Source organism: Edaphobacter paludis (assembly GCF_039993895.1).
GTDB classification, from domain to species: domain Bacteria; phylum Acidobacteriota; class Terriglobia; order Terriglobales; family Acidobacteriaceae; genus Edaphobacter; species Edaphobacter paludis.
In genome coordinates, this window is the sequence record NZ_CP121194.1 from 904,611 (window position 1) to 923,612 (window position 19,002).

At 59.0% G+C, this 19,002-nt stretch carries 14 protein-coding genes; 7 read left to right on the top strand and 7 right to left on the bottom strand.

Features of this window, described 5'->3' with window-relative positions; translation table 11 throughout:
- Positions 1-57 precede the first annotated feature (57 nt).
- A complete protein-coding gene (locus P4G45_RS03545) occupies positions 58-612 on the bottom strand; it encodes a hypothetical protein (RefSeq protein WP_348268305.1) in 555 nt (184 codons plus the stop codon).
- A gap of 63 nt (positions 613-675) precedes the next feature.
- Entirely contained in the window at positions 676-1,470 is a 795-nt protein-coding gene (locus P4G45_RS03550) for an enoyl-CoA hydratase-related protein (protein WP_348268306.1), read from the bottom strand.
- A gap of 44 nt (positions 1,471-1,514) precedes the next feature.
- On the opposite strand from P4G45_RS03550, the gene ribH reads away from it, so the two are divergent.
- Positions 1,515-2,393, top strand: coding sequence for a 6,7-dimethyl-8-ribityllumazine synthase (gene ribH / locus P4G45_RS03555; protein ID WP_348268307.1), 879 nt, complete (start codon positions 1,515-1,517; stop codon positions 2,391-2,393).
- Complete coding sequence (gene nusB / locus P4G45_RS03560; protein ID WP_348268308.1) at positions 2,393-2,815, top strand: transcription antitermination factor NusB; 423 nt, start codon at positions 2,393-2,395, stop codon at positions 2,813-2,815. Before ribH ends, nusB begins: the two co-directional genes overlap by 1 nt.
- Positions 2,816-2,838: 23 nt before the next feature.
- Here nusB and P4G45_RS03565 read toward each other — a convergent pair whose 3' ends face one another.
- On the bottom strand, positions 2,839-4,536 hold the full coding sequence (locus P4G45_RS03565) for a S53 family peptidase (protein WP_348268309.1): 1,698 nt from the start codon (positions 4,534-4,536) through the stop codon (positions 2,839-2,841).
- A 238-nt stretch (positions 4,537-4,774) separates the two neighbouring features.
- Between P4G45_RS03565 and P4G45_RS03570 the strand changes: the two genes are divergently transcribed.
- From P4G45_RS03570 to fucP, 4 genes are all read left to right on the top strand, one after another.
- Positions 4,775-5,842, top strand: coding sequence for a cytochrome D1 domain-containing protein (locus tag P4G45_RS03570; protein ID WP_348268310.1), 1,068 nt, complete (start codon positions 4,775-4,777; stop codon positions 5,840-5,842).
- A 122-nt stretch (positions 5,843-5,964) separates the two neighbouring features.
- A complete protein-coding gene (locus P4G45_RS03575; RefSeq protein ID WP_348268311.1) occupies positions 5,965-6,801 on the top strand; it encodes an amidohydrolase family protein in 837 nt (278 codons plus the stop codon).
- Between the two features lie 51 nt (positions 6,802-6,852).
- Positions 6,853-7,854, top strand: coding sequence for a zinc-binding alcohol dehydrogenase family protein (locus tag P4G45_RS03580; RefSeq protein ID WP_348268312.1), 1,002 nt, complete (start codon positions 6,853-6,855; stop codon positions 7,852-7,854).
- A 32-nt stretch (positions 7,855-7,886) separates the two neighbouring features.
- On the top strand, positions 7,887-9,215 hold the full coding sequence (gene fucP / locus P4G45_RS03585; RefSeq protein ID WP_348268313.1) for an L-fucose:H+ symporter permease: 1,329 nt from the start codon (positions 7,887-7,889) through the stop codon (positions 9,213-9,215).
- An 83-nt stretch (positions 9,216-9,298) separates the two neighbouring features.
- Here fucP and P4G45_RS03590 read toward each other — a convergent pair whose 3' ends face one another.
- From P4G45_RS03590 to P4G45_RS03605, 4 genes are all read right to left on the bottom strand, one after another.
- A complete protein-coding gene (locus tag P4G45_RS03590) occupies positions 9,299-10,027 on the bottom strand; it encodes a hypothetical protein (RefSeq protein WP_348268314.1) in 729 nt (242 codons plus the stop codon).
- A gap of 108 nt (positions 10,028-10,135) precedes the next feature.
- Complete coding sequence (locus P4G45_RS03595) at positions 10,136-11,347, bottom strand: hypothetical protein (RefSeq protein WP_348268315.1); 1,212 nt, start codon at positions 11,345-11,347, stop codon at positions 10,136-10,138.
- A 140-nt stretch (positions 11,348-11,487) separates the two neighbouring features.
- Positions 11,488-14,865, bottom strand: a complete 3,378-nt coding sequence (gene treS / locus P4G45_RS03600) for a maltose alpha-D-glucosyltransferase (RefSeq protein WP_348268316.1) — start codon at positions 14,863-14,865, stop codon at positions 11,488-11,490.
- A complete protein-coding gene (locus P4G45_RS03605; RefSeq protein ID WP_348268317.1) occupies positions 14,862-16,922 on the bottom strand; it encodes an alpha-1,4-glucan--maltose-1-phosphate maltosyltransferase in 2,061 nt (686 codons plus the stop codon). The genes treS and P4G45_RS03605 overlap by 4 nt, the downstream gene beginning before the upstream one ends.
- A gap of 183 nt (positions 16,923-17,105) precedes the next feature.
- Here P4G45_RS03605 and P4G45_RS03610 point away from each other — a divergent pair, with 183 nt between their 5' ends.
- Positions 17,106-18,938 carry a glycoside hydrolase family 15 protein gene (locus P4G45_RS03610; protein WP_348268318.1) on the top strand — a complete coding sequence of 611 codons (1,833 nt, stop codon included), beginning with the start codon at positions 17,106-17,108 and terminating at the stop codon, positions 18,936-18,938.
- The last annotated feature ends 64 nt before the right edge of the window (positions 18,939-19,002 follow it).

The window sequence follows — 19,002 nt, forward strand, 5'->3', positions numbered from 1 at the left end:
CTTTGTGCGAATTCTAATACCGATGGTGCACGCGAAACTGAAGGCTTGCAGCTACCTTCAGCTCTTTCCGGATTCGCTCCAGTCGTAGACGACGATGCCGAGACTATTGAGCGTATTGATCACGGTTTCCATGTTGCGGCGAACCTGGGGACGCGCGCTTACCGGGACCTCGTGCGCCTCCTCTACCGCTACGACTCGTCCATACGGCCAGCAGTTCTGCGGGATAGCGTTTAAGGCGGCGGAGAGCTCGCCAATGCGCACATTCAGATCGCGGCGGCGAGCGCCCATAGGACGCAGCAGGCCGCCCTTGCCGAGATCGCTGGTGTTTGCGTCCGCCAGCATAACGTGCAGCGTCACCATGCCACCCTGAACGGTGAGGTACGGATTCTGCCAGAGTGTCAGGCTCTTTACCGCCATGTACTGCGTTTTGGAGGGTGGCGGAATCGTCTCCATCTGCTGCCTGGCCAAGGCTGACTCTTCCTGCTGCTGGGCGGCGATGGCACGCATCTCCGCCTGGCTTGGAGTCGAAGTCCGGGTGCAGCCGGTCAAGGCCAATGGAAGAAGCAGCGCAGGAAGGAGCGCCAGAGGAAGGATGGATCGGGGTGTACGCACAGATATCAGCATATCAAGGGGTACTGCGGCGGAAAAGGGCTAAGCGGGAAGACCAGGCGAGTTTCATCGTGCCGTCCATTTTGGCGCGCGCTTCTCCAGAAACGCCGCTGTTCCTTCTGCCTTATCGGCCGTTCCGCAAAGCCTCCCGAAGATTGATGCTTCGACCTTCATCGCGTCGTCGATGCCGAGCTCGCTTCCGCGCAGTACCGCTTCGATGCATCCTGCCACCGCCAGGGGAGCCATGGCCACGATTGCCAGAGCCAGCTCCTTTGCCCGTGTCATCAGACGCTCCGTAGGCACGACCTCGTCAACCAGCCCGAGTCGCAGCGCCTCCGCCGCCCCGATCATTTCGCCGGTGAGCAGTAGTCGCAGGGCAGCCGACTGGCCGACGAGGCGAGGCAGGCGCTGGGTGCCACCGTATCCGGGTACCAGACCGAGCTTCACTTCAGGCTGGCCCAATCGGGCGGTTTCGCTGGCCAGACGCAGCGTGCAAGCCATCGCCAGCTCGCATCCTCCACCAAGCGCGAAGCCGTTGATACAGGCGATGACTGGCTTGCCGCAGGTCTCGATCAGCCGAAAGACTGCTTGCCCGCGCCGCGCCTTGGCCTCGCCGGTCGTCGCGTCGGTGGCTGCAAGTTCGTTTATGTCTGCGCCTGCCGCGAATGCCTTTTCTCCAGAGCCGGTCAGCAGGACGACGCGGACGGAAGGATCATTTGATAGTGCCGTGAACACGGCTTCCAGCTCATCGAAGACCCGGGCGTTCAGAGCATTCAGAACCTTCGGACGATTGAGCGTTATGGTCGCAATCTGCTCGTTGACCTCGCACAGCAGCGTCTCCCATGTCGTCTCATAGTTCACTCGCATCTCCTTCGTCTTGCATTTCAGACGATACAATCGAACCTATGATTAAGGGAATTACGCTAGTCAGCGCCGTCTCTTCGGCAGACACGTTCGACCAGCTCAACAGCCTGCTGGGTGCGCTGGGCTTTGAGCCGGGCAAGGGCTGGCAGGATGACAAGGGCCGCGGGGCCGCACATCTCGCGCCGCTGGGCAATCTCGAGTTCGTTACGGGTAGACCGCCAGCAGTTCCGCCGATGCTGATTGAGGTCACGCAACTCGATCAGGTCCATGCCGCTGTGCAGAAGTGGATGCTGGCCAACTATCGCACGGAAGAGGTTGCAGCGCTGCTCTCTGCTCCTGAATTGACGCATTGGAACAGTCGGTTATTTACGGTGAAGATTACGACTGGCGAAGCGGAGGCGCTGACGCTGGGCTTCTGGCAGTCGGAGAACCCGCTTCATAATAAGCCTGTTGCTGTTGAAGGTGATCTGTCCGCCGTCGGGATGCGGTTTGCGATTGTGACCGCTCGGTGGAATGCGGTGATTACGGACCGTCTGTTGCAGGGGTCGCTCGATGGTTTGTACAGAAGCGGCGCGGCGAAGGCCGATGTAGAGATCGTTCGGGTGCCAGGAGCGTGGGAGATTCCTTCGGCTGCGCGCACGCTGGCGGAGTCGAAACGGTTCGATGCGATTATTACGCTGGGCTGCCTGCTGCGCGGCGAGACGGCGCATTATGAGGCTATCTATACCGAGGTGGCGCGGGGGATTGGACAGTCGCAGCAGGAGACGGGTGTTCCTCATGCCTTTGGCGTGCTGACCTGCGAGACGCTGGAGCAGGCGCTGGACCGAGCTGGCGTAAAGGCTGGGAATAAAGGATTTGAAGCGGCAATTGCAGCGATCGAGATGGTTTCGATCCAGAAGAAACTGGCGGTGAAGCGCTAATGGGAACTCGCCGTAAATCTCGTGAACTGACGATGCAGATGTTATTCCAGGGCGATCTGGGCAAACAGACCCCCGATGAGGTCCGAAAGCTGTTCTGGCCTTCTCGGGATGATGTGGATGCGGAGACTCGCGGCTTTGCCGAGGACTTGTACCGCATTGCCACTTCGCGGCAGGTGGAGATCGATGCATTGATCGAGACCCATGCGCAAAACTGGCGGATCGAGCGGATGCCGGTGGTGGACCGCAGCCTGATTCGCGCGGCCGTGGCGGAGATGCTGGGATTTCCGAATACTCCGGCAGCGATCATCATCAACGAGTCACTGGAGGTAGGGCGCCGTTATGCGGCTCCCGAGTCCATCCATTTTCTTAACGGTGTGCTGGATGCGATTGCACGTGACCTTTTGAAGAAGCGGCTGGCTTAATTTCCTCCTTGTGTGACGACTCTTCACTTCTTCCGCTTAGTGGGCTTGGTGGGCTTCGGCTTGGTGGGTTTTTTCCCCGACGCGGTAGTTGTTAAGAATGGGATTAGAGTAGCGGTAATGGGCGAACCCAGACCGGTGCAGGCGTCCCAGCCGGGACCGGCGCTGAAGCTTCCGTTGTCCCCTGAAGTGATGTCGCGGAAGCCTGCTTTGGCTTTGGCGGCGTAGATCTGAGGCTGGAGGAGGCCGGCGGTCGCGCCGTTCTGCTGGTTGGCTACAGCGATGAGCCCGGCCCAGAGCGGAGCTACGGCGCTGGTGCCGCCGATCACGAGGTCCTGGCCGTCGACGCGGACAGTGTAGCCGGTGGCAGGATCGGCATTGCCGCAGACGTCGGGAACGCCGCGGCCACCAGTGGCTTTGCCGGGCGCGGGAACGTTCGTGCTGGATTGCCATGCGGGCAAAGGGAAGACATTACTGACGCCGCCTCCAGTGGCTCCTTCGTTATTGGCCAGTTCGTTCCAGACAACCTCGCTGGTGATGGTGGTTCCGCTGCCGGTGAGTTTGGTCCCACCGCAGGCGAGGACGTGGGGGCTGGAGGAGGGGAAGTCCACATTGTTGCCGGTGCCGCCGTCGGTCGAGCCGTTGTCTCCAGCCGCGGCGGTGACCGTGATTCCCAGGGCCGCTGCGGATTGGCAGGCAGCGTCGAGGGCGGTCATCGATTGCTGGGTCCAGTTGGCCTCCGCCGAGCCCCAACTAATGGAGATCACGCTGGGCTTATTGGTTGTGTCGTGGATGGCGGCGTCGAGGGCGTCGAGGAAGCCCTGGTCGGTATTGGGAGCGAAGTAGACGGCGATGTTGGCTCCGGGGGCTACTGCGGCGGAGACTTCAATATCGAGCATGACTTCTCCATCGGCGCTGGAAGAAGTGGAGGGACTATTTTTACCACCGTCCACGGAGACGGCGGTAACTTTGGGGGTGGGCTGGCCAAGTGATTTGAAGTATGCGGTGATGTCGGCGGCGCGGTAGCCTCCGCCTAGTTCCAGAATGCCGATGGTCTGGCCTGCGGCGCTGGCGTTTGCTGGAAATTGATAGAACTGTGCTACCTGGACTGGCGTGTACGATATGTTGGCCTGCTGCGCACTGGGCTGGATGCTCGCGTGAGGCGTGGCAAAGCCTCCGGCCTGTGCGGTGCGAGCGGCGAAATTCCTCGTATCGCCTGCTATGCGAAAGTGTGGCTCGGCCTGAGGGCGATTGTCGAGGCCGAGAACGGCTTCAACGCTGCCTGAGAGTTCGGACGGAAGGGTGATGCTGCCTTCGCGGACGCGGTAGGTAGCCGTCTCGGTGGTCTTGTGGACGAGAGGGGCGCCGAACGCCTTCTGCATCGCGGTGATGCTTCCTGTGAGCTTGATGATGCGACTGCCAGGCGCGGGAGTGCCGGGGACAGGAGTAAGGCCGTATTCTTTGGCAAAGGCGCGAACGAGCTTGAGAGCGTTGGGGTCGGGGCCGTGGGCCTGGCGGAACTGGACGCGAGTAAGGCGCTCCTTGCCGAGACGGTTGGCAGTCTTGAGCGGGGCCTTTCTTTTGACGACGACCGAGACGGTGATTCGAATGGCGGCCGGGGCGGGCTTTTCAGTGGCTGTCTGGGCGAAGGCAGCCTTCTGGCTGCCGGGGAGGATGATGCGGCTTTGGGTTGCAAAGTGGGAGGCGGTTTTTTTTGTCGGCATGGGAGGAGTCTCCAGAAATTTTGATACGTTTGGGACCGTGGCCGGGTGCGGACGTTACACTCGATCGTATCTCTGAGCGAGTTATATAAACATAGACGAAGGAACGGATTTAGTGGAATCTTTCGCTCATTGAGAAACTGCAACGACGAGTCAGTAGACCCGGCATGAACAGCGGCGAGGCCGGGAATGGACGTTTTATCTCTGGCGTTCTGTGGAGATTTGGAGTTAGGCTCGACGGATGAAAGCTCTTATACGTGCCGCCGTTCCTGTCGTCTGCCTTTGCCTCTCGGGACTGCTGTATGGGCAAAGCAAATCTTCGGCATCACTGCTGGTTCTCTCAAAGCAGGATCACAGTTTGAGCATCGTCGATGCTGTGAGTTTGCGCGTCGTCGCCAGGGTGCCGGTCGGCAATGACCCGCATGAGGTGGTTGCCTCGGACGACGGTACGACTGCGTATGTCTCGAACTATGGCTTCGGTGCGTACAACACTCTCACAGTCGTTGATCTCGTCGCAGCGAAAGCGCTTCGAACTGTGGACCTCGGACCGCTTCGAGGGCCTCATGGGCTTACGTTTGTCGAAGGGAAGGCGTGGTTAACCGCAGAGGCCGCAAAGGCGATTGCACGATATGATCCGGCCACCCAGAAGGTCGATTGGATTCTAGGTACAGGACAGAATCGTACGCACATGATCTATGTCTCCAAAGACGGGCAGCGCATCGTCACTACGAATGTGAGTTCCGGGACGGTGAGCATCATCGATCAGGAGCCTCTACCCATGCCGGCGCCGCCGCCGGGAGCACATGGGCCTCAAGATGGTCGCGGGATGCCGCCGGGGGGGCCGGGCGGCAACATGCCTCGCACCGATTGGAATGAGACGGTCGTTCGCGTTGGCCGTGGTTCCGAAGGCTTCGATGTCTCTCCGGATGGCAAAGAGATCTGGGTTGCGAATGCGCAGGATGGAACTCTCTCCGTCATCGATTTTCATGAAAAGAAGGTGATTCAGACCCTTGATGTGAACGCTGCGGGCGCGAACCGGCTGAAGTTCACTCCCGATGGCAGGCGAGTGCTGGTGTCGAGCGGGTCCGAGCTTGTGGTTCTGGATGCGAGTACGCACAGGGTGGTGAAACGCATCCCCATCGGTCATGGCTCCGGCGGCGTTTTGGTGCAGCCCGATGGGGCCCGGGCGTTTGTGGCATGTGGCCCTGATGACTATGTCGCGGTCATCGATCTCAGCTCGCTTACAGTAACGGGTCATATTCAGGCTGGCGGTGGACCTGATGGTTTGGCCTGGGCTGTTCGCCGCTAACCCCGTTGTGAAAGTAAGACCGCACCTGAATGTGGTTGGGAAGGCGCAGTGTTATGGTTCGACAAATCGGCAAGTACGAGTTCGAAGAAAGCGGGATTCGCTGGTTAAGGGGGAAGTGAAAAGTGACCGATAGGATTGATGCGCACCACCACCTTTGGCGGTATTCGCCAGAGGAGTACGGATGGATTGATGACGAGATGGCGGCGCTGCGGAGGGATTTTCTGCCGGAGGATCTCGGGCGCGAGATTGCGGCAGCGGGTATCGATGGCACGATAGCCGTGCAGGCTCGGCAGACCATGGATGAGACGCGGTGGTTGTTGAAGATGGCCGACGAGTGTGAGGCGATTCGCGGTGTGGTTGGGTGGGCGCCGATTGCCGGGGAAGATTTTCCGGGAGTCATGGAGGAGTTCGAGTTCAAGCCGAAGCTGAAGGGGCTGCGGCATGTAATCCAGGGAGAGAAGGACGAGAACTATATTCTGCGCGAGGACTTCAACTCCGGGATGCGGACGCTGCTGGGCAGCGGCTTGGTTTACGACATCCTGATCCATGAGCGACATCTTCCGCAAACGATTGATTTTGTGGATGAGCATCCGGATCAGGTATTTGTGCTGGATCATATGGCCAAGCCACTGATTCGCGAGGGGCTGCTCGAGCCGTGGGCTGCGCGGATGCGGGAGCTGGGCAAGCGAGAGAACGTCTGGTGCAAGGTGTCGGGGATGGTGACGGAGGCGGATTGGAAGGCGTGGACGCCAGAGTCGCTGCGGCCTTATCTGGATGTAGCGGTGGAAGCGTTTGGCGTAGAGCGGTTGATGGCTGGATCGGACTGGCCGGTTTGTCTGGTGGCAAGTGAGTATGGATGGTGGTTTGATGTGTTGCGGAGCTACTTTGCCGGGTTCAGCGAAGGGGAGCAGGATGCCGTGTTTGGTGGAACGGCGACCGCCGTATATGGGTTGGAGTAGATTTGTGAAACACTATTTTCCTATTTGAAAATGAATTCAATGGAGTGGTCGATGAAGGCGTTTCGGATGGAAGGACCCGGCGTTGCGACTATTGCTGAGGTCCCGGATGCTGTAGCGCAGGCAGGCGAAGCTTTGCTGCGAGTGAAGATGGTGGGGATGTGTGGGACAGACCTGAATACCTTTCGCGGCCGGAATGCGATGGTCGCCTTTCCGCGTGTGCCGGGTCATGAGGTTGCGGCCGAGATAGTAGAAGGCGGTGGCGAGCTTGCGGCGGGAACTCAGGTGACGATTTCGCCTTATACGAGTTGCGGGAGATGTCCGTCGTGCCGGCGTGGACGGGTGAATGCTTGCCAATTCAACGAGACAATGGGAGTGCAGCGCGATGGGGCGATGACGGAGTACATCAGCGTTCCGGTAGAGAAGCTGTATGCGGCGACGCTGTCTATAAAAGAGCTTTGCCTGGTTGAGCCGCTGACGGTTGGGTTTCATGCGACCGCACGCGGACGAGTCACGGCGGAGGACACGGTTGCCGTCTTTGGATGTGGCGGTGTGGGGCTGGGGGCGATCGCTGCGGCGGCGTTTCGCGGTGCGGAGACGATCGCCATCGATATGGACGATGCCAAGTTGGAGATTGCGCGGAAGGCAGGCGCGAACCATCTGATTCACTCAAAGAATGAAGATCTGCATGAGCGGCTGGCTGAAATTACGGACGGACATGGGCCGGATGTGATGATTGAGGCGATTGGGCTGCCGCAGACGTTTCGCGCGGCGGTAGAGGAGGTCGCGTTTACCGGACGTGTGGTCTATATCGGCTATGCAAAGGAGCCAGTGGCGTACGAGACCCGGCTGTTCGTGCAAAAAGAACTGGATATTCTGGGGAGCAGAAATGCGCTGCCGGAGGACTTTCGCGAGGTTATTCGGATGCTCGAAGCGGGACGGTTTCCGGTAGAGGATGCAGTGAGCGCCGTGGTTCCGATGGAAGAGGCCGCACGTATGCTGGGCGAGTGGAGCGACGCTCCGGGGAAGTTTACGAAGATTATGGTGAAGATTTAGGACGTAGAGATTAGAAATTGAGAGGGGTTGCGATGCAGATTTCGGCGCCCGTTGGCGGAAGTACGAAGGTGGACGATGGCAGGAAGCATCCGATGTTTCCTGTGGGACATTTGCTGCCGTTTATTTTTGTTACGGTCTTGTTCTTTCTGTGGGGAATGTCGAATAACCTGACCGACATTCTTGTGCAGCAGTTCAAGAAATCGTTCGAGCTGTCACAGTTCAGCGCGCAACTGGTGCAGACGGCCAACTTCTTCGGATATTTCTGCATGGCGATTCCGGCTGCACTGCTGATGCGGAAGTGGGGCTATAAGGCAGGGATGGTAACCGGGTTGGTCATCTTCGGGGCGGGGATGGTGATCTTCTGGCCAGCGGCGGTAACCCATCAGTATTCGCTGTTTTTGATCGCGCTGTTTACGGTGGGCAGCGGAGCTTCGGTGCTGGAGACGGCGGCGAATCCGTTTATTGCGCAGTTCGGTGACCCACAGACATCGGAGCAGCGTTTGAATTTTTCGCAGGCATTCAATCCTCCGGGAACGATTACCGGCGTGCTGATTGGGACCTACTTCATCTTCTCCGGGGTGGAACCGAAAGCGCCCCAGATTGCGGCGATGAGGCTAGCGGGAACCTATCAAACCTATCTGCAAGGCGAGATTATGCGGGTAGTGCCGACCTATCTGACGTTCGGCGTAGTGGTGCTGCTGTGCGCGCTGATTCTTTCGCGGACGAAGTTTCCGGTGATGAAGTCGGAGCATGAGGGTGAAGGCGAGAACCACGGTAGCTTCGGCGAGTTGCTGCGGATTCCGACGATCTGGATTGCGGTGGCCGCGAACTTCTGCAATGTGGGTGCACAGATCTCTTCGTGGAGCAGCCTGATTCCTTACATGAAACAGTACACCGTCGTGACCGAGCGGACGGCTGCGTTTTATCTGCTGGCGACGCTGATTGCGATGGCGGTTGGACGGTTTGTTTCGACCCCGCTGATGCGATTTGTCCGGCCTAGCAGGATGCTCGGGCTCTATGGAGTTGTCAATGCGCTGCTGATGTTGGTGGCGGTCAATCGTCCGGGGCTCCTGGGCGCTTGGGGGATTGTGGCCAGCGGATTCTTCATCTCGATTATGTATCCCACGATTTTTGCCCTTGGGCTAAAGGGATTGGGGCGAAATACGAAAATCGGTGGATCACTCCTGGTCATGGCGATCGTTGGAGGAGCGATTTTTCCGCCGCTGTCTGGACTCATTGCTCGACAGACTGGGAGCGTGGCGCTGGGTTATCTGGTGCCGATGGTTGGCTTCCTCGGCGTAGCGGCTTATGGGTTTTACCAATCGGCCCAGCGCAGCTTACTTTCGGGGCCGGCTTATTGACACATGGACTGAGCTAAACGGCGACGAATCTTAAACGATAAGAACGGATCGGACAACCAAGAGCAGATCCTCTGCAATCCGCTTTAGAAATGGCGTAGCGGCTCAGGTTGGATTGGAGATTCGGGATCGACAGGGAGCGGCTCGGTGCGCTCTACATTCTTTTCAAGAGAGCGGCTGACGATATCGCGCGAACCGAGGCCGACGGCCAGGGCGAGTGTGAGCACGATGCCTCCGAAGAGGATGCCGAAGGCCAGCTCGACGATGGCTCCGCCGATCTCGAGGTGGTCAAGCACCATGGCGGCGGTGAGAACCAGTACCAGCCATTTGATGCCGAGCGAAAGGAAACGCGCGTATTGGAGACGGGCGTTGACCGCACCGATGAGGACGGAGCGCTCGAGAAAACGGGCAACCAGGTTGCCGATGATGAGAAGGACAATGGCGCCGACGGAATGGGTGAGATAAGGAAGCAGGAAAGCCGAGACCTGCGAACCGTTGGAGGAGGCGTCGAAGGCGGAGATGCCGATGATGAATCCGAGAACGACGCAGGCCCAGAAGGCGATGCGCGCAACGAGCAACGTGGGGCTGCCTGAGGGGGACCAGTCCGAGAGTGCGTCGGTGGAGTTACGGGCGATGCGCGCATCGAATTTGGCGGAGGTGAGGATGCGGCGCAGGATGGCGGCAACACCAGCACCGATCAGCGCGAGCAGAAGGACGGCGACGAGAAAGGCAAGCAGGCCGGGAAGAAAACTGGCGAGCTTGAAGAGCACTCGGTGGGCGGACTGGCTTAGCGCGCTATGAACTTGTTGCCACATGGGGTCTTCTCCTTGGATGTCAGCTTTCGGCCATTAGCTTCCAGCTGCTTCCTACTTGCTTGATTCTGTCTCGTGTTGGCGATTTCATGATGTCTTTTGTCGCGGGAGCTATGGGTTGAAGCGGTCGGGCCAGCGCCAGCGTGATACGAGATAGGGTTTATCGGTCTCAAAGGCAGCGGCGAGATCCTGAATATGTTTTTCGGGTGGTGTGCCGCTGCTGGTGAGAACGAGATGCGAGGCGACCCAGGCGAGATAGAGCGGCGTGAGCGCGCCGAGCAGGTGGCCGCGGTTGATTGTGCGCAGGCGGTAGGCCAAAGCAAAGTCGTAGACGATTCGCGCCCAGAGATTGTCGGGCATGTGGAAGCTGTCTGCCGGAGTGATGGACAGGCGCTTGAGACCGAGCAGCGAATTTGGCGGCAGGACGAGCGACCAGATCTCGTGCAAATTGGTGTAGGCGAGGCGGAAGGCATCGAGCATGGGCGCGATGTCGGGTCCTTCGGCGGGCAGAGCTGACAGAGTGAACGGATGCGCTGGCTGGGTGCCTCGTGCGCGCTGCCAGAAAGCGGCCTTGGCGTCGACCTCACTGAAGAGCGAACCGCCGACCTGGGCGAGGAGAGAATTGAGGTCGGCTGCCGCGGGCTGCGGAAGCATGCGGGCGCCTACGTCGACTTCGGCGATCATATAGTTAGCCGATGCTGCTTCGGCCGCTGGCCAGAGGAGCGCGTCGGTTTGATTGATTGAGATGAACTTCTGCGCGACTGCTGCGAGACGCTCCGCCATGCGCAGGGAGAGGCCAAGATCGATGGCAAGAGGATAGCGGGGACGCACGCAGAAGAGAGCCCTGGTGACCGGATAGAGGATAGCTGAGTTGACCAGCCCTTCGCGGGACCCGAGATTGTAGTGGGCCACTGCCAGGTCGGCGCTCGATGTTGTTATCGAGGCGGCAAGGGACCGGATAGCTTCGGGCGAGAGCGACTGGCATTCGGCTCCCAGGAGAAGGCAGGCGGAAGCGTGGCTTTGCTGCGCAGCCGTGAAGTTGTTGAGAAAGTCGGCCGCAGTCAGGACCCAGCTAGTGGTCGAAGTTGCCGCGGGGGTATAGGGGACCAGATGGATGTTGTCCGGCTTGGCGTGGGCTTCCCCATTTTGCGTGGCCATGGGAGTAGCCACGAGGACGGTCCGGCTGGGGAAGGCGCCTGCAAGATTCAACAGCATGGTATCGAGCGCGCCATTGGGAAGAGGCGGCAGACTGACGAGCAGGCTGCCTGTAGAGGTGGCGGTTGGCTGATTGGCGGCGTCGGTTTGGGTTGGGGTGGAGGCCATCGATGGTGTGACTTTCTGGTTTATGGGAGCGTGGCTAAAAGCTATCAGATTCAGTGCGAGGCTTAGGTCTGCCTCTCAAAACCCGAACCGCCGGAGCAACGGCGAGACGTCTTACTTGCCGTTGCTGGACGGTACTTAGGTTACGGCATGTTTGGTTCGCGGGGAAGAGCGAGGATTCCTGCGAGCGGAATACGCACCCATCCGGGCCGATTATTGATCTCGTAGAGTAGCTCATAAAGCGCCTTCTCGAGAAGATATGCGTTGAGCAGGACGTTGGCCTGGTGGGGTTGCGGGATGAGATGTGGGTTGGCGCTGATCGTCTGCCGGTAGGCGTGGAGAAATTCGGTCGACACCGTGTTTTGCCACAGACGTGTCCAGGCTTCGAGGTGGTGGGCGTCAGCCTCGTTGTTGGGCGGGTGGCGCTGGGTGAAGGCGTGCAGTCCGGCGTAGGCCGCGTAGCTGAAGGAGCGCAGCATTCCGGCTATGTCTTTGAGCGGAGATTGTTTGGCGCGGCGCTCCATCAGCGGTCGCGCGGGCTCTCCTTCGAAGTCGAGAATGACGAAGTCGCCGCGGGAGCGGAGGATTTGCCCAAGATGGTAGTCGCCATGAATGCGGATACGTTGGCCGGAGCTGCCAGGCGCGGAGGAGGTGATGACATTAGCTCGGGCGAAGAGATCGATACGCCGGCTGAGGAGAAGGGCCGCGCTGTCGACGGTGGCGTCATCGGTCAGGTGTGACATGCCCTGTTTAAGAGCGTCGAGGGTGCGGACGATCTGCGCGTCGATACGGGTTGCATCGGCTTCGAGGTCGGAGGGAGAGAAAGGTTCAGGAGAGAAGGCAGTGTCCGCTGTGGCTGTAGCGAGGGCAAGGTGCATCTCGGCGGTGCGGCGGCCGAGAAGGGCGGCTGCCTCGAGATAGAGGCCCGCGTGTTCACAGGCAGTGGTGTGCGCTTCAGTCTGGACTTCTCTCTCCAGCGGATCGAGGAAGGAAGGCTGCTTGCCCGTGTCGTGCGGCGGGGTCGAAGTTACTGCGCTTTCGTAGTAGCGGGCGAGATCATCGAGCGTCCACTGCCAGCCGTCGCCTTCGTTTTCGACCAGACCCTGGAGCATGGCAACGGTGATGGGCTCGGAATCTTTTGTCGTGAGTCGGATATCGCCGAGGAAGGGAGCGATGCGTGGGAAGTGCGCGGTCTCGGTGAGGAAGCGGCCTATCTCTGTGTCGGGATTTTCCCCCGGCTGGAGACGGCGGAAGAGCTTCATGATGAGCTTAGAGTCGTAGAGGATCGAGGTATTCGACTGTTCCGCTGATCCGGTTCGAGCGTGGAGTGGCCCCGTGCCACGGACCTCCGCGAAAGCGGTGCTTCCGCTGCCTTGGAGGACGCCGTGTTGTGCGGATATTTCGCGGTTGCTTTCGATGAGGCTTAGAAGCGACTGACGCAGATCTTCGCGGGCGACAGCATCGTGCAGAATGGCAGGACCGCCGGGAGTGGTGAGGGTGGCGATGATGCTGCCTGGAGCGCTGGCGCGAATAATCTCGACCTCCTCGCCGGCGGAGATGGTGAGGGGGAGTTGGTAGATGTCTTTTGTTTCGTCCGGTGCAGCGTTTTCGTATGTGAGTTCGAGGAATACAAGAGCAGCGTTGATGTTGGGAAGTTGAACCCAATCGAGGACGCAGACGGTTTTGATGGTGCGAGACTTCGCCCCGAACCAGCGCTGGTGGGGCAGATAGGTTGGAAGTATCTGCTGCAGGAGTTCAAGGCCAGTCCCGGTGAGCAGGCCATCGAGGGTGGGAGAGAGAAGTTCGAGGGTGCGTTCTCCATCCTGGATGGCGATGGGTTCAGGAGCCTCCGCGGCCGGCTGGAGTTCGAGCCAGAGAAAGGAGTATGGCGAGAGAGTAAGCGGATAGGGTTGCGCTGTGACGGGAGGGAAAGGCACGTAGCCCAGCATCTCAACCGGGACCATGTTGGCGAACTCCGAGAGGTCGAGCGAGACGGGTTGGGCGAAGCGGGAGAGATTGGCCACGCATAGAACGATCTCGGATGGAGAGCCATCCTGGCGATCGTAGCGGCGGATGTAGGCGAGGACTTTGCGGTTTTCCGGGTTGAGAAACTCGAGCGTGCCGCGGCCGAACACCTGGAAGAGCTTGCGCAGGGCGATCATGTTGCGCGTCCAGTGTAGGAGCGAGGACTGATCGCTGAGCTGGGCCTCTACGTTGATAGCCTGATAGCCCCAGATGGGGTCCATGATGACGGGAGCGTAGAGCCTGGCGGGGACCGCGCGTGAGAAACCGGCGTTGCGGTCGGAGGTCCATTGCATGGGTGTGCGGACGCCGTTACGGTCGCCGAGATAGATGTTGTCGCCCATGCCGATCTCGTCGCCGTAGTAGAGGATGGGCGTGCCGGGAAAGCTGAAAAGCAGCGAGTTGAGCAGTTCGATGCGATGGCGGTTGTTGTCGAGCAGCGGGGCGAGGCGGCGGCGAATGCCTACGTTGATCCTCATGCGCGGATCGGCAGAGTAGGCGAGGTACATGTAGTCGCGCTCGTCGCTGGTGACCATCTCGAGGGTTAGCTCATCGTGGTTGCGAAGGAAGAGACCCCACTGGCAATTGTCGGGAATGGCCGGAGTCTGGGCCATGATGTCGGTGATGGGCAGGCGGTCTTCCTGCCGCAGCGCCATGTAGATGCGGGGCATCAGGGGAAAGTGGAATGCCATGTGGCACTCGTCGCCGTCGCCGAAGTAAGGACGGACGTCAGCGGGCCACATGTTGGCTTCGGCGAGGATGGTGCGGCTTCCATATTCGGCGTCGATGACGGCGCGAATTTCCTTGATCTTGACGTGAGTTTCGGGGACGTTCTCGCAACTGGTGCCGTCTCGTTCGATGAGATAGGGAATGGCATCGAGACGGAGGGCGTCGACTCCAAGGTCCAGCCAGAAGCGCATGGCTGTGAGGACTTCTTCCATGACACGTGGGTTGTCGAAGTTGAGATCGGGCTGGTGAGAGAAGAAGCGGTGCCAATAATACTGCTGGGCAATCTCGTCCCAGCTCCAGTTGGATTTTTCCGTGTCGGTAAAGATGATGCGGACGCCTTCGAATAGTTTGTCGGTGTCGGACCAGACATACATTTCGCGCTCGGGTGAGCCTTTGGGGGCAAGACGCGCTGCCTGAAACCAGGGATGCTGGTCGGAGGTGTGGTTGATGACCAGCTCGATCATGACCTGCATGCCGCGTTGATGGGCAGCGTCAAGGAACTGCTTGAAGTCGTCAATGGTGCCGTAGCTGGGATTAACGTCCACGTAGTCGGCGATGTCGTAGCCGTCGTCGCGCAGGGGTGAGGGAAAGAAAGGAAGCAGCCAGATGCAGGTGACGCCGAGGTCCTGGAGGTAATCGAGACGGGAAAGCAAGCCGCCGAAGTCGCCGATGCCGTCGTTGTTGGAGTCCGCAAAGGCGCGGACGTGCAATTCGTAGATGATCGCGTCTTTGTACCAGAGGGGATCGGTGGCGCTGCCGGCTTTCTTCACTCTATGATCTCCGCCTGTGGAACTGCTGAGGTGAGTTTAGTACCATTTCCGTTTTCATTTCCGAAGCCGGGTTCACGGGTGATGCGGAAGATGTGGGCGGGCATTACGTCGGGGCGCAGGGCGACGTAGTTACTGCGGTCATGCCACTGGTAATGGTTGCCGGTGAGCAGATCTTCTACATCGAAGTTCTGTTCATGCGCGATGCCGAGGCGCTTCAGATCCAGGTCGATCCAGCCCGCCTGCTCCTGTGTGGGATCGAGATTGATGGCCACAAGGATAAGGTTGTCCCCTGTCGTCTTGCTGTAGCAAAGAATGTGAGGGCTGTCGACGCGATGAAAGTGCAGTGAAGTATCGCTTTGCAACGCTTTATTTTCACGGCGAATCTGATTGAGCTTCGTGATCAGGGGTGCGAGGGAGTGACTGGCATTGCGGTCCCACTGGCGGATCTCATATTTTTCGCTGTTGAGATATTCCTCGCTGCCGGGCTTTGCTGGCAGGCTTTCGCCAAGCTCGAAGGCTGGTCCGTAAATGCCATAGTTCGCGCCCAGCGTGGCCGCGAGAATGAGGCGCTGCATGAAGGCGGCACGACCGCCGTTCTGAAGTGTGGCATGCAGGATGTCTGGCGTGTTGGGCCAGAGATTGGGACGGAAGAAATCTGTGACGGGCGGTTTGGTGATCTCTTCAAAGTACTGCTGCAACTCGGCGCTCGTGTTCCGCCAGGTGAAGTAGGTATAGGACTGGGTGAAGCCGGCCTTGGCAAGCGAGTACATCACGTGCGGACGAGTAAAGGCCTCAGCGAGAAAGATGATATCTGGGTGCTTCTTGTGAATCTCTGTGATGCACCACTCCCAGAATGGCAGCGCCTTAGTGTGCGGATTGTCGACTCGGAAGATGTGGACGCCGTGCTGAATCCAGTAGTCGAAGACGTCGTGGAGAGCTTGCCAAAGGGCGCGCCAACTGGGGGATTCGAAGTTGAGCGGATAGATGTCCTGATATTTTTTTGGCGGATTTTCCGCGTATTGGATCGAACCGTCAGGCCGCTTGATAAACCAGTCAGGATGTTCACTGACCCAGGGATGGTCGGGGGAGCACTGGAAGGCAATGTCGAGGGCAAGCTCCATGCCATGCGCCCCTACTGCGGCGACGAGGTGTTCGAAATCGGCGAGAGTGCCGAGTTCCCGGTGAATCGCAGTGTGGCCTCCATCTTTCGTGCCGATGGCCCACGGGCTGCCAGGGTCGCCTTCGGATGCGATGACGCTGTTGTTAGGGCCCTTGCGGAAAGCGTCGCCGATGGGATGAAGGGGCGGGAGATAAAGGACGTCGAAGCCCATGGCTGCGATATCGGGCAGCAGCGTTTCAACATCCGCGAAGGTGCCATGGCGGTTTGGATCGGCGGAGGCGGAGCGAGGGAACAGTTCATACCATGTGGAGAAGCGCGCACGTTCGCGGTCGACCCAAAGAGCAAGCCTTTGAGGATGTCGCGTGGCCAGGGTGAGGTCAGGATATCGATTGACCAGGGCGATAATTTCGTCGCAAAGCGGATATTCGGAGAGATCCGTGTTCTGATCGGCCATCCAACGGAGAGACACGAGGATCTGATTGAGAAGTTTGGCATCGGCGCCCTTGGCCCGAGTAGACGCATCTTCCAAAAGAAGGGCACCAGTGCGAAGCGCGAGCGGAATATTCTGCGAAGCCGTGACGGGGTCGGCGGACGGATTATGCTGGGCGGCGAGGCGCTTCTGAAGATCCGCGCACCAGGTTCCGAAGTGATCGACCCATGCCTCAATGGTGTAGTTCCATGTGCCGGGCTTGTCCACCGTAAAATTCGCCGACCAAAGGTCATTGGTGAGCGGCGCTATCGGCGTGGAGCGCCACGTCCGTTCCTTCTCATGGCGATAGAGCAGGCGGCCGGCGACGTGATCGTGTCCGTCGGCAAAGACCGCGGCGGTGACAGTTACAACATCGCCGAGGGTTCGTCGGGCGGGATAACGCCCGCAGTCCACTTGCGGCTGAACATTCTCGATGATGACGCGCTTGCGACCTTCAACTGGTTTCATTGAACTCAATTCCCAAAACTTTGTGGATGTTGATGTTGTGTCTCAACAAATAACGGACTGTATGCATCCTACCGTTTACGGGCCAGCCTCGTTTACAGGTCGTCCGCTGATTAGAGAGATGCAGTCTGGACTGCGTTCGGTTGCTGATGGACGAAAGACCGCCAGAAAGAGATGTGAGGACGAATGGTAGAACGGAAGAAACAGGAGCGGAACGAAAAAAAGAAGAAAACGCTGCACGCTGCACGAATTGAGGATTATTGCCTGATTGGAGATTGCGAGACGGCGGCGCTGGTCTCCCGTGAAGCGTCGATTGACTGGTTGTGCTGGCCGACGTTCTCCTCGGGTGCATGTTTTGCGGCGCTGTTGGGGACGCGGGACCATGGCTTCTGGAAGATAGCTCCTGCGGGCAAGATCAAAGCAATCAGACGACAATACCAGGCACACACGCTGGTGGTGGAGACGACGTTTGAGACGGCAAAGGGCGAGGTATGCGTGACCGACTTCATGCCTCCGCGCAATGATCATTCGAGTGTGGTGAGGATAGTCCATGGCGTGCGCGGCGAGGTTGCCATGCGAATGGATCTTGCGATCCGCTTCGACTATGGACGTACGACCCCGTGGGTGACAAGCACGCATAGCGAGTGGCGGGCAGTCGCGGGTGGAGACATGGTAGTGCTGCGGACGAAGGTCCCGCTCCGCGGCAAGGATATGACAACAGTAAGCGAATTTACTGTGAAGGCGGACGAGACGGTGTCCTTTACGCTGACAAGCTTGTCCTCGCTCGCGGAGGTTTCGCCGGAGTTGCCTCCCGCCAAAGCATTGGCGGAGACGCAGCGGCTCTGGACGGAGTGGACCCACCGGAACATATATAAAGGCCCGTACAAGGAGGCAGTCGAGCGCTCGCTGATCACACTCAAGGCGCTGACATATCGTCCTTCCGGAGGAATTGTTGCCGCGGTGACGACCTCGCTGCCTGAAAAAATCGGCGGCTCGCGCAACTGGGACTATCGCTATTGCTGGCTTCGCGACACTGCATTCACGCTGATGGTGTTGATGCTGGCGGGATATGAGGAGGAGGCGATTGCGTGGCGAAGGTGGCTGCTGCGTGCGATCGCCGGGGCGCCGGACCAGGTGCAGACGATATACGGGATATGGGGGGAACGGCAGCTTTTAGAGTGGGAGGCCGAATGGCTGCCCGGCTATGAAAAGTCGCAGCCAGTTCGTATTGGCAATGCCGCTGTAAATCAGTTTCAGCTGGATGTGTTCGGTGAAGTTGCGGCAGCGCTGGCGAGAACGCCCGAAGCGGAGGACAGCATCCGCGTTCCAGCGACGGCGTTGCAGGCATCACTGGTCGATCATCTTTGCGATGTCTGGCAAGAGCCGGATGAAGGAATCTGGGAGACGCGCGGCGGACGCAAGCACTTCACGTACTCGAAGGTGATGGCTTGGGTTGCTGTGGACCGTGCTATTAAACACTTTGAAAAATATGACGGCGGCGGTGACGTCAAACGTTGGAGGAAAGTCCGGGAGCAGATCCACCGAGAGGTATGCAAAAAGGGCTTCAATAAGAAGTTGAACAGCTTTGTACAGTCTTACGGGTCCCAGCAACTGGATGCGTCCTGTCTTCGAATTGTGCTGGTTGGGTTTCTGCCGCCCGAGGATCCGCGCATTCGCGGAACCGTGGAGGCAATCGAGCAACGGCTGATGAAGGGTGGATTCGTGCAGCGCTATGACACAAAGAAATCCAAAGATGGACTGCCTCCAGGGGAAGGCGTCTTTCTGGCGTGCAGCTTCTGGATGGTGACGAATCTATGGCTCATCGGGCGCAAAGACGATGCCGTCGCGCTCTTCGAGCGGTTGCTTAAATTACGAAATGATGTGGGTCTGCTTTCGGAGGAATATGATCCCAAAGCGAAGCGGCTGCTGGGTAATTTTCCGCAGGCGTTGACACATATCGCACTTATCCACGCGGCGTACGTTCTCTCCGGCATGTGGCGGCCTGAGGCCCCTAAGTAGTGCTGTCTGCATCCACGTATCTCGGCGCAGATGGTGCAACCAAATACGTCTCAAGTGCGGTCTA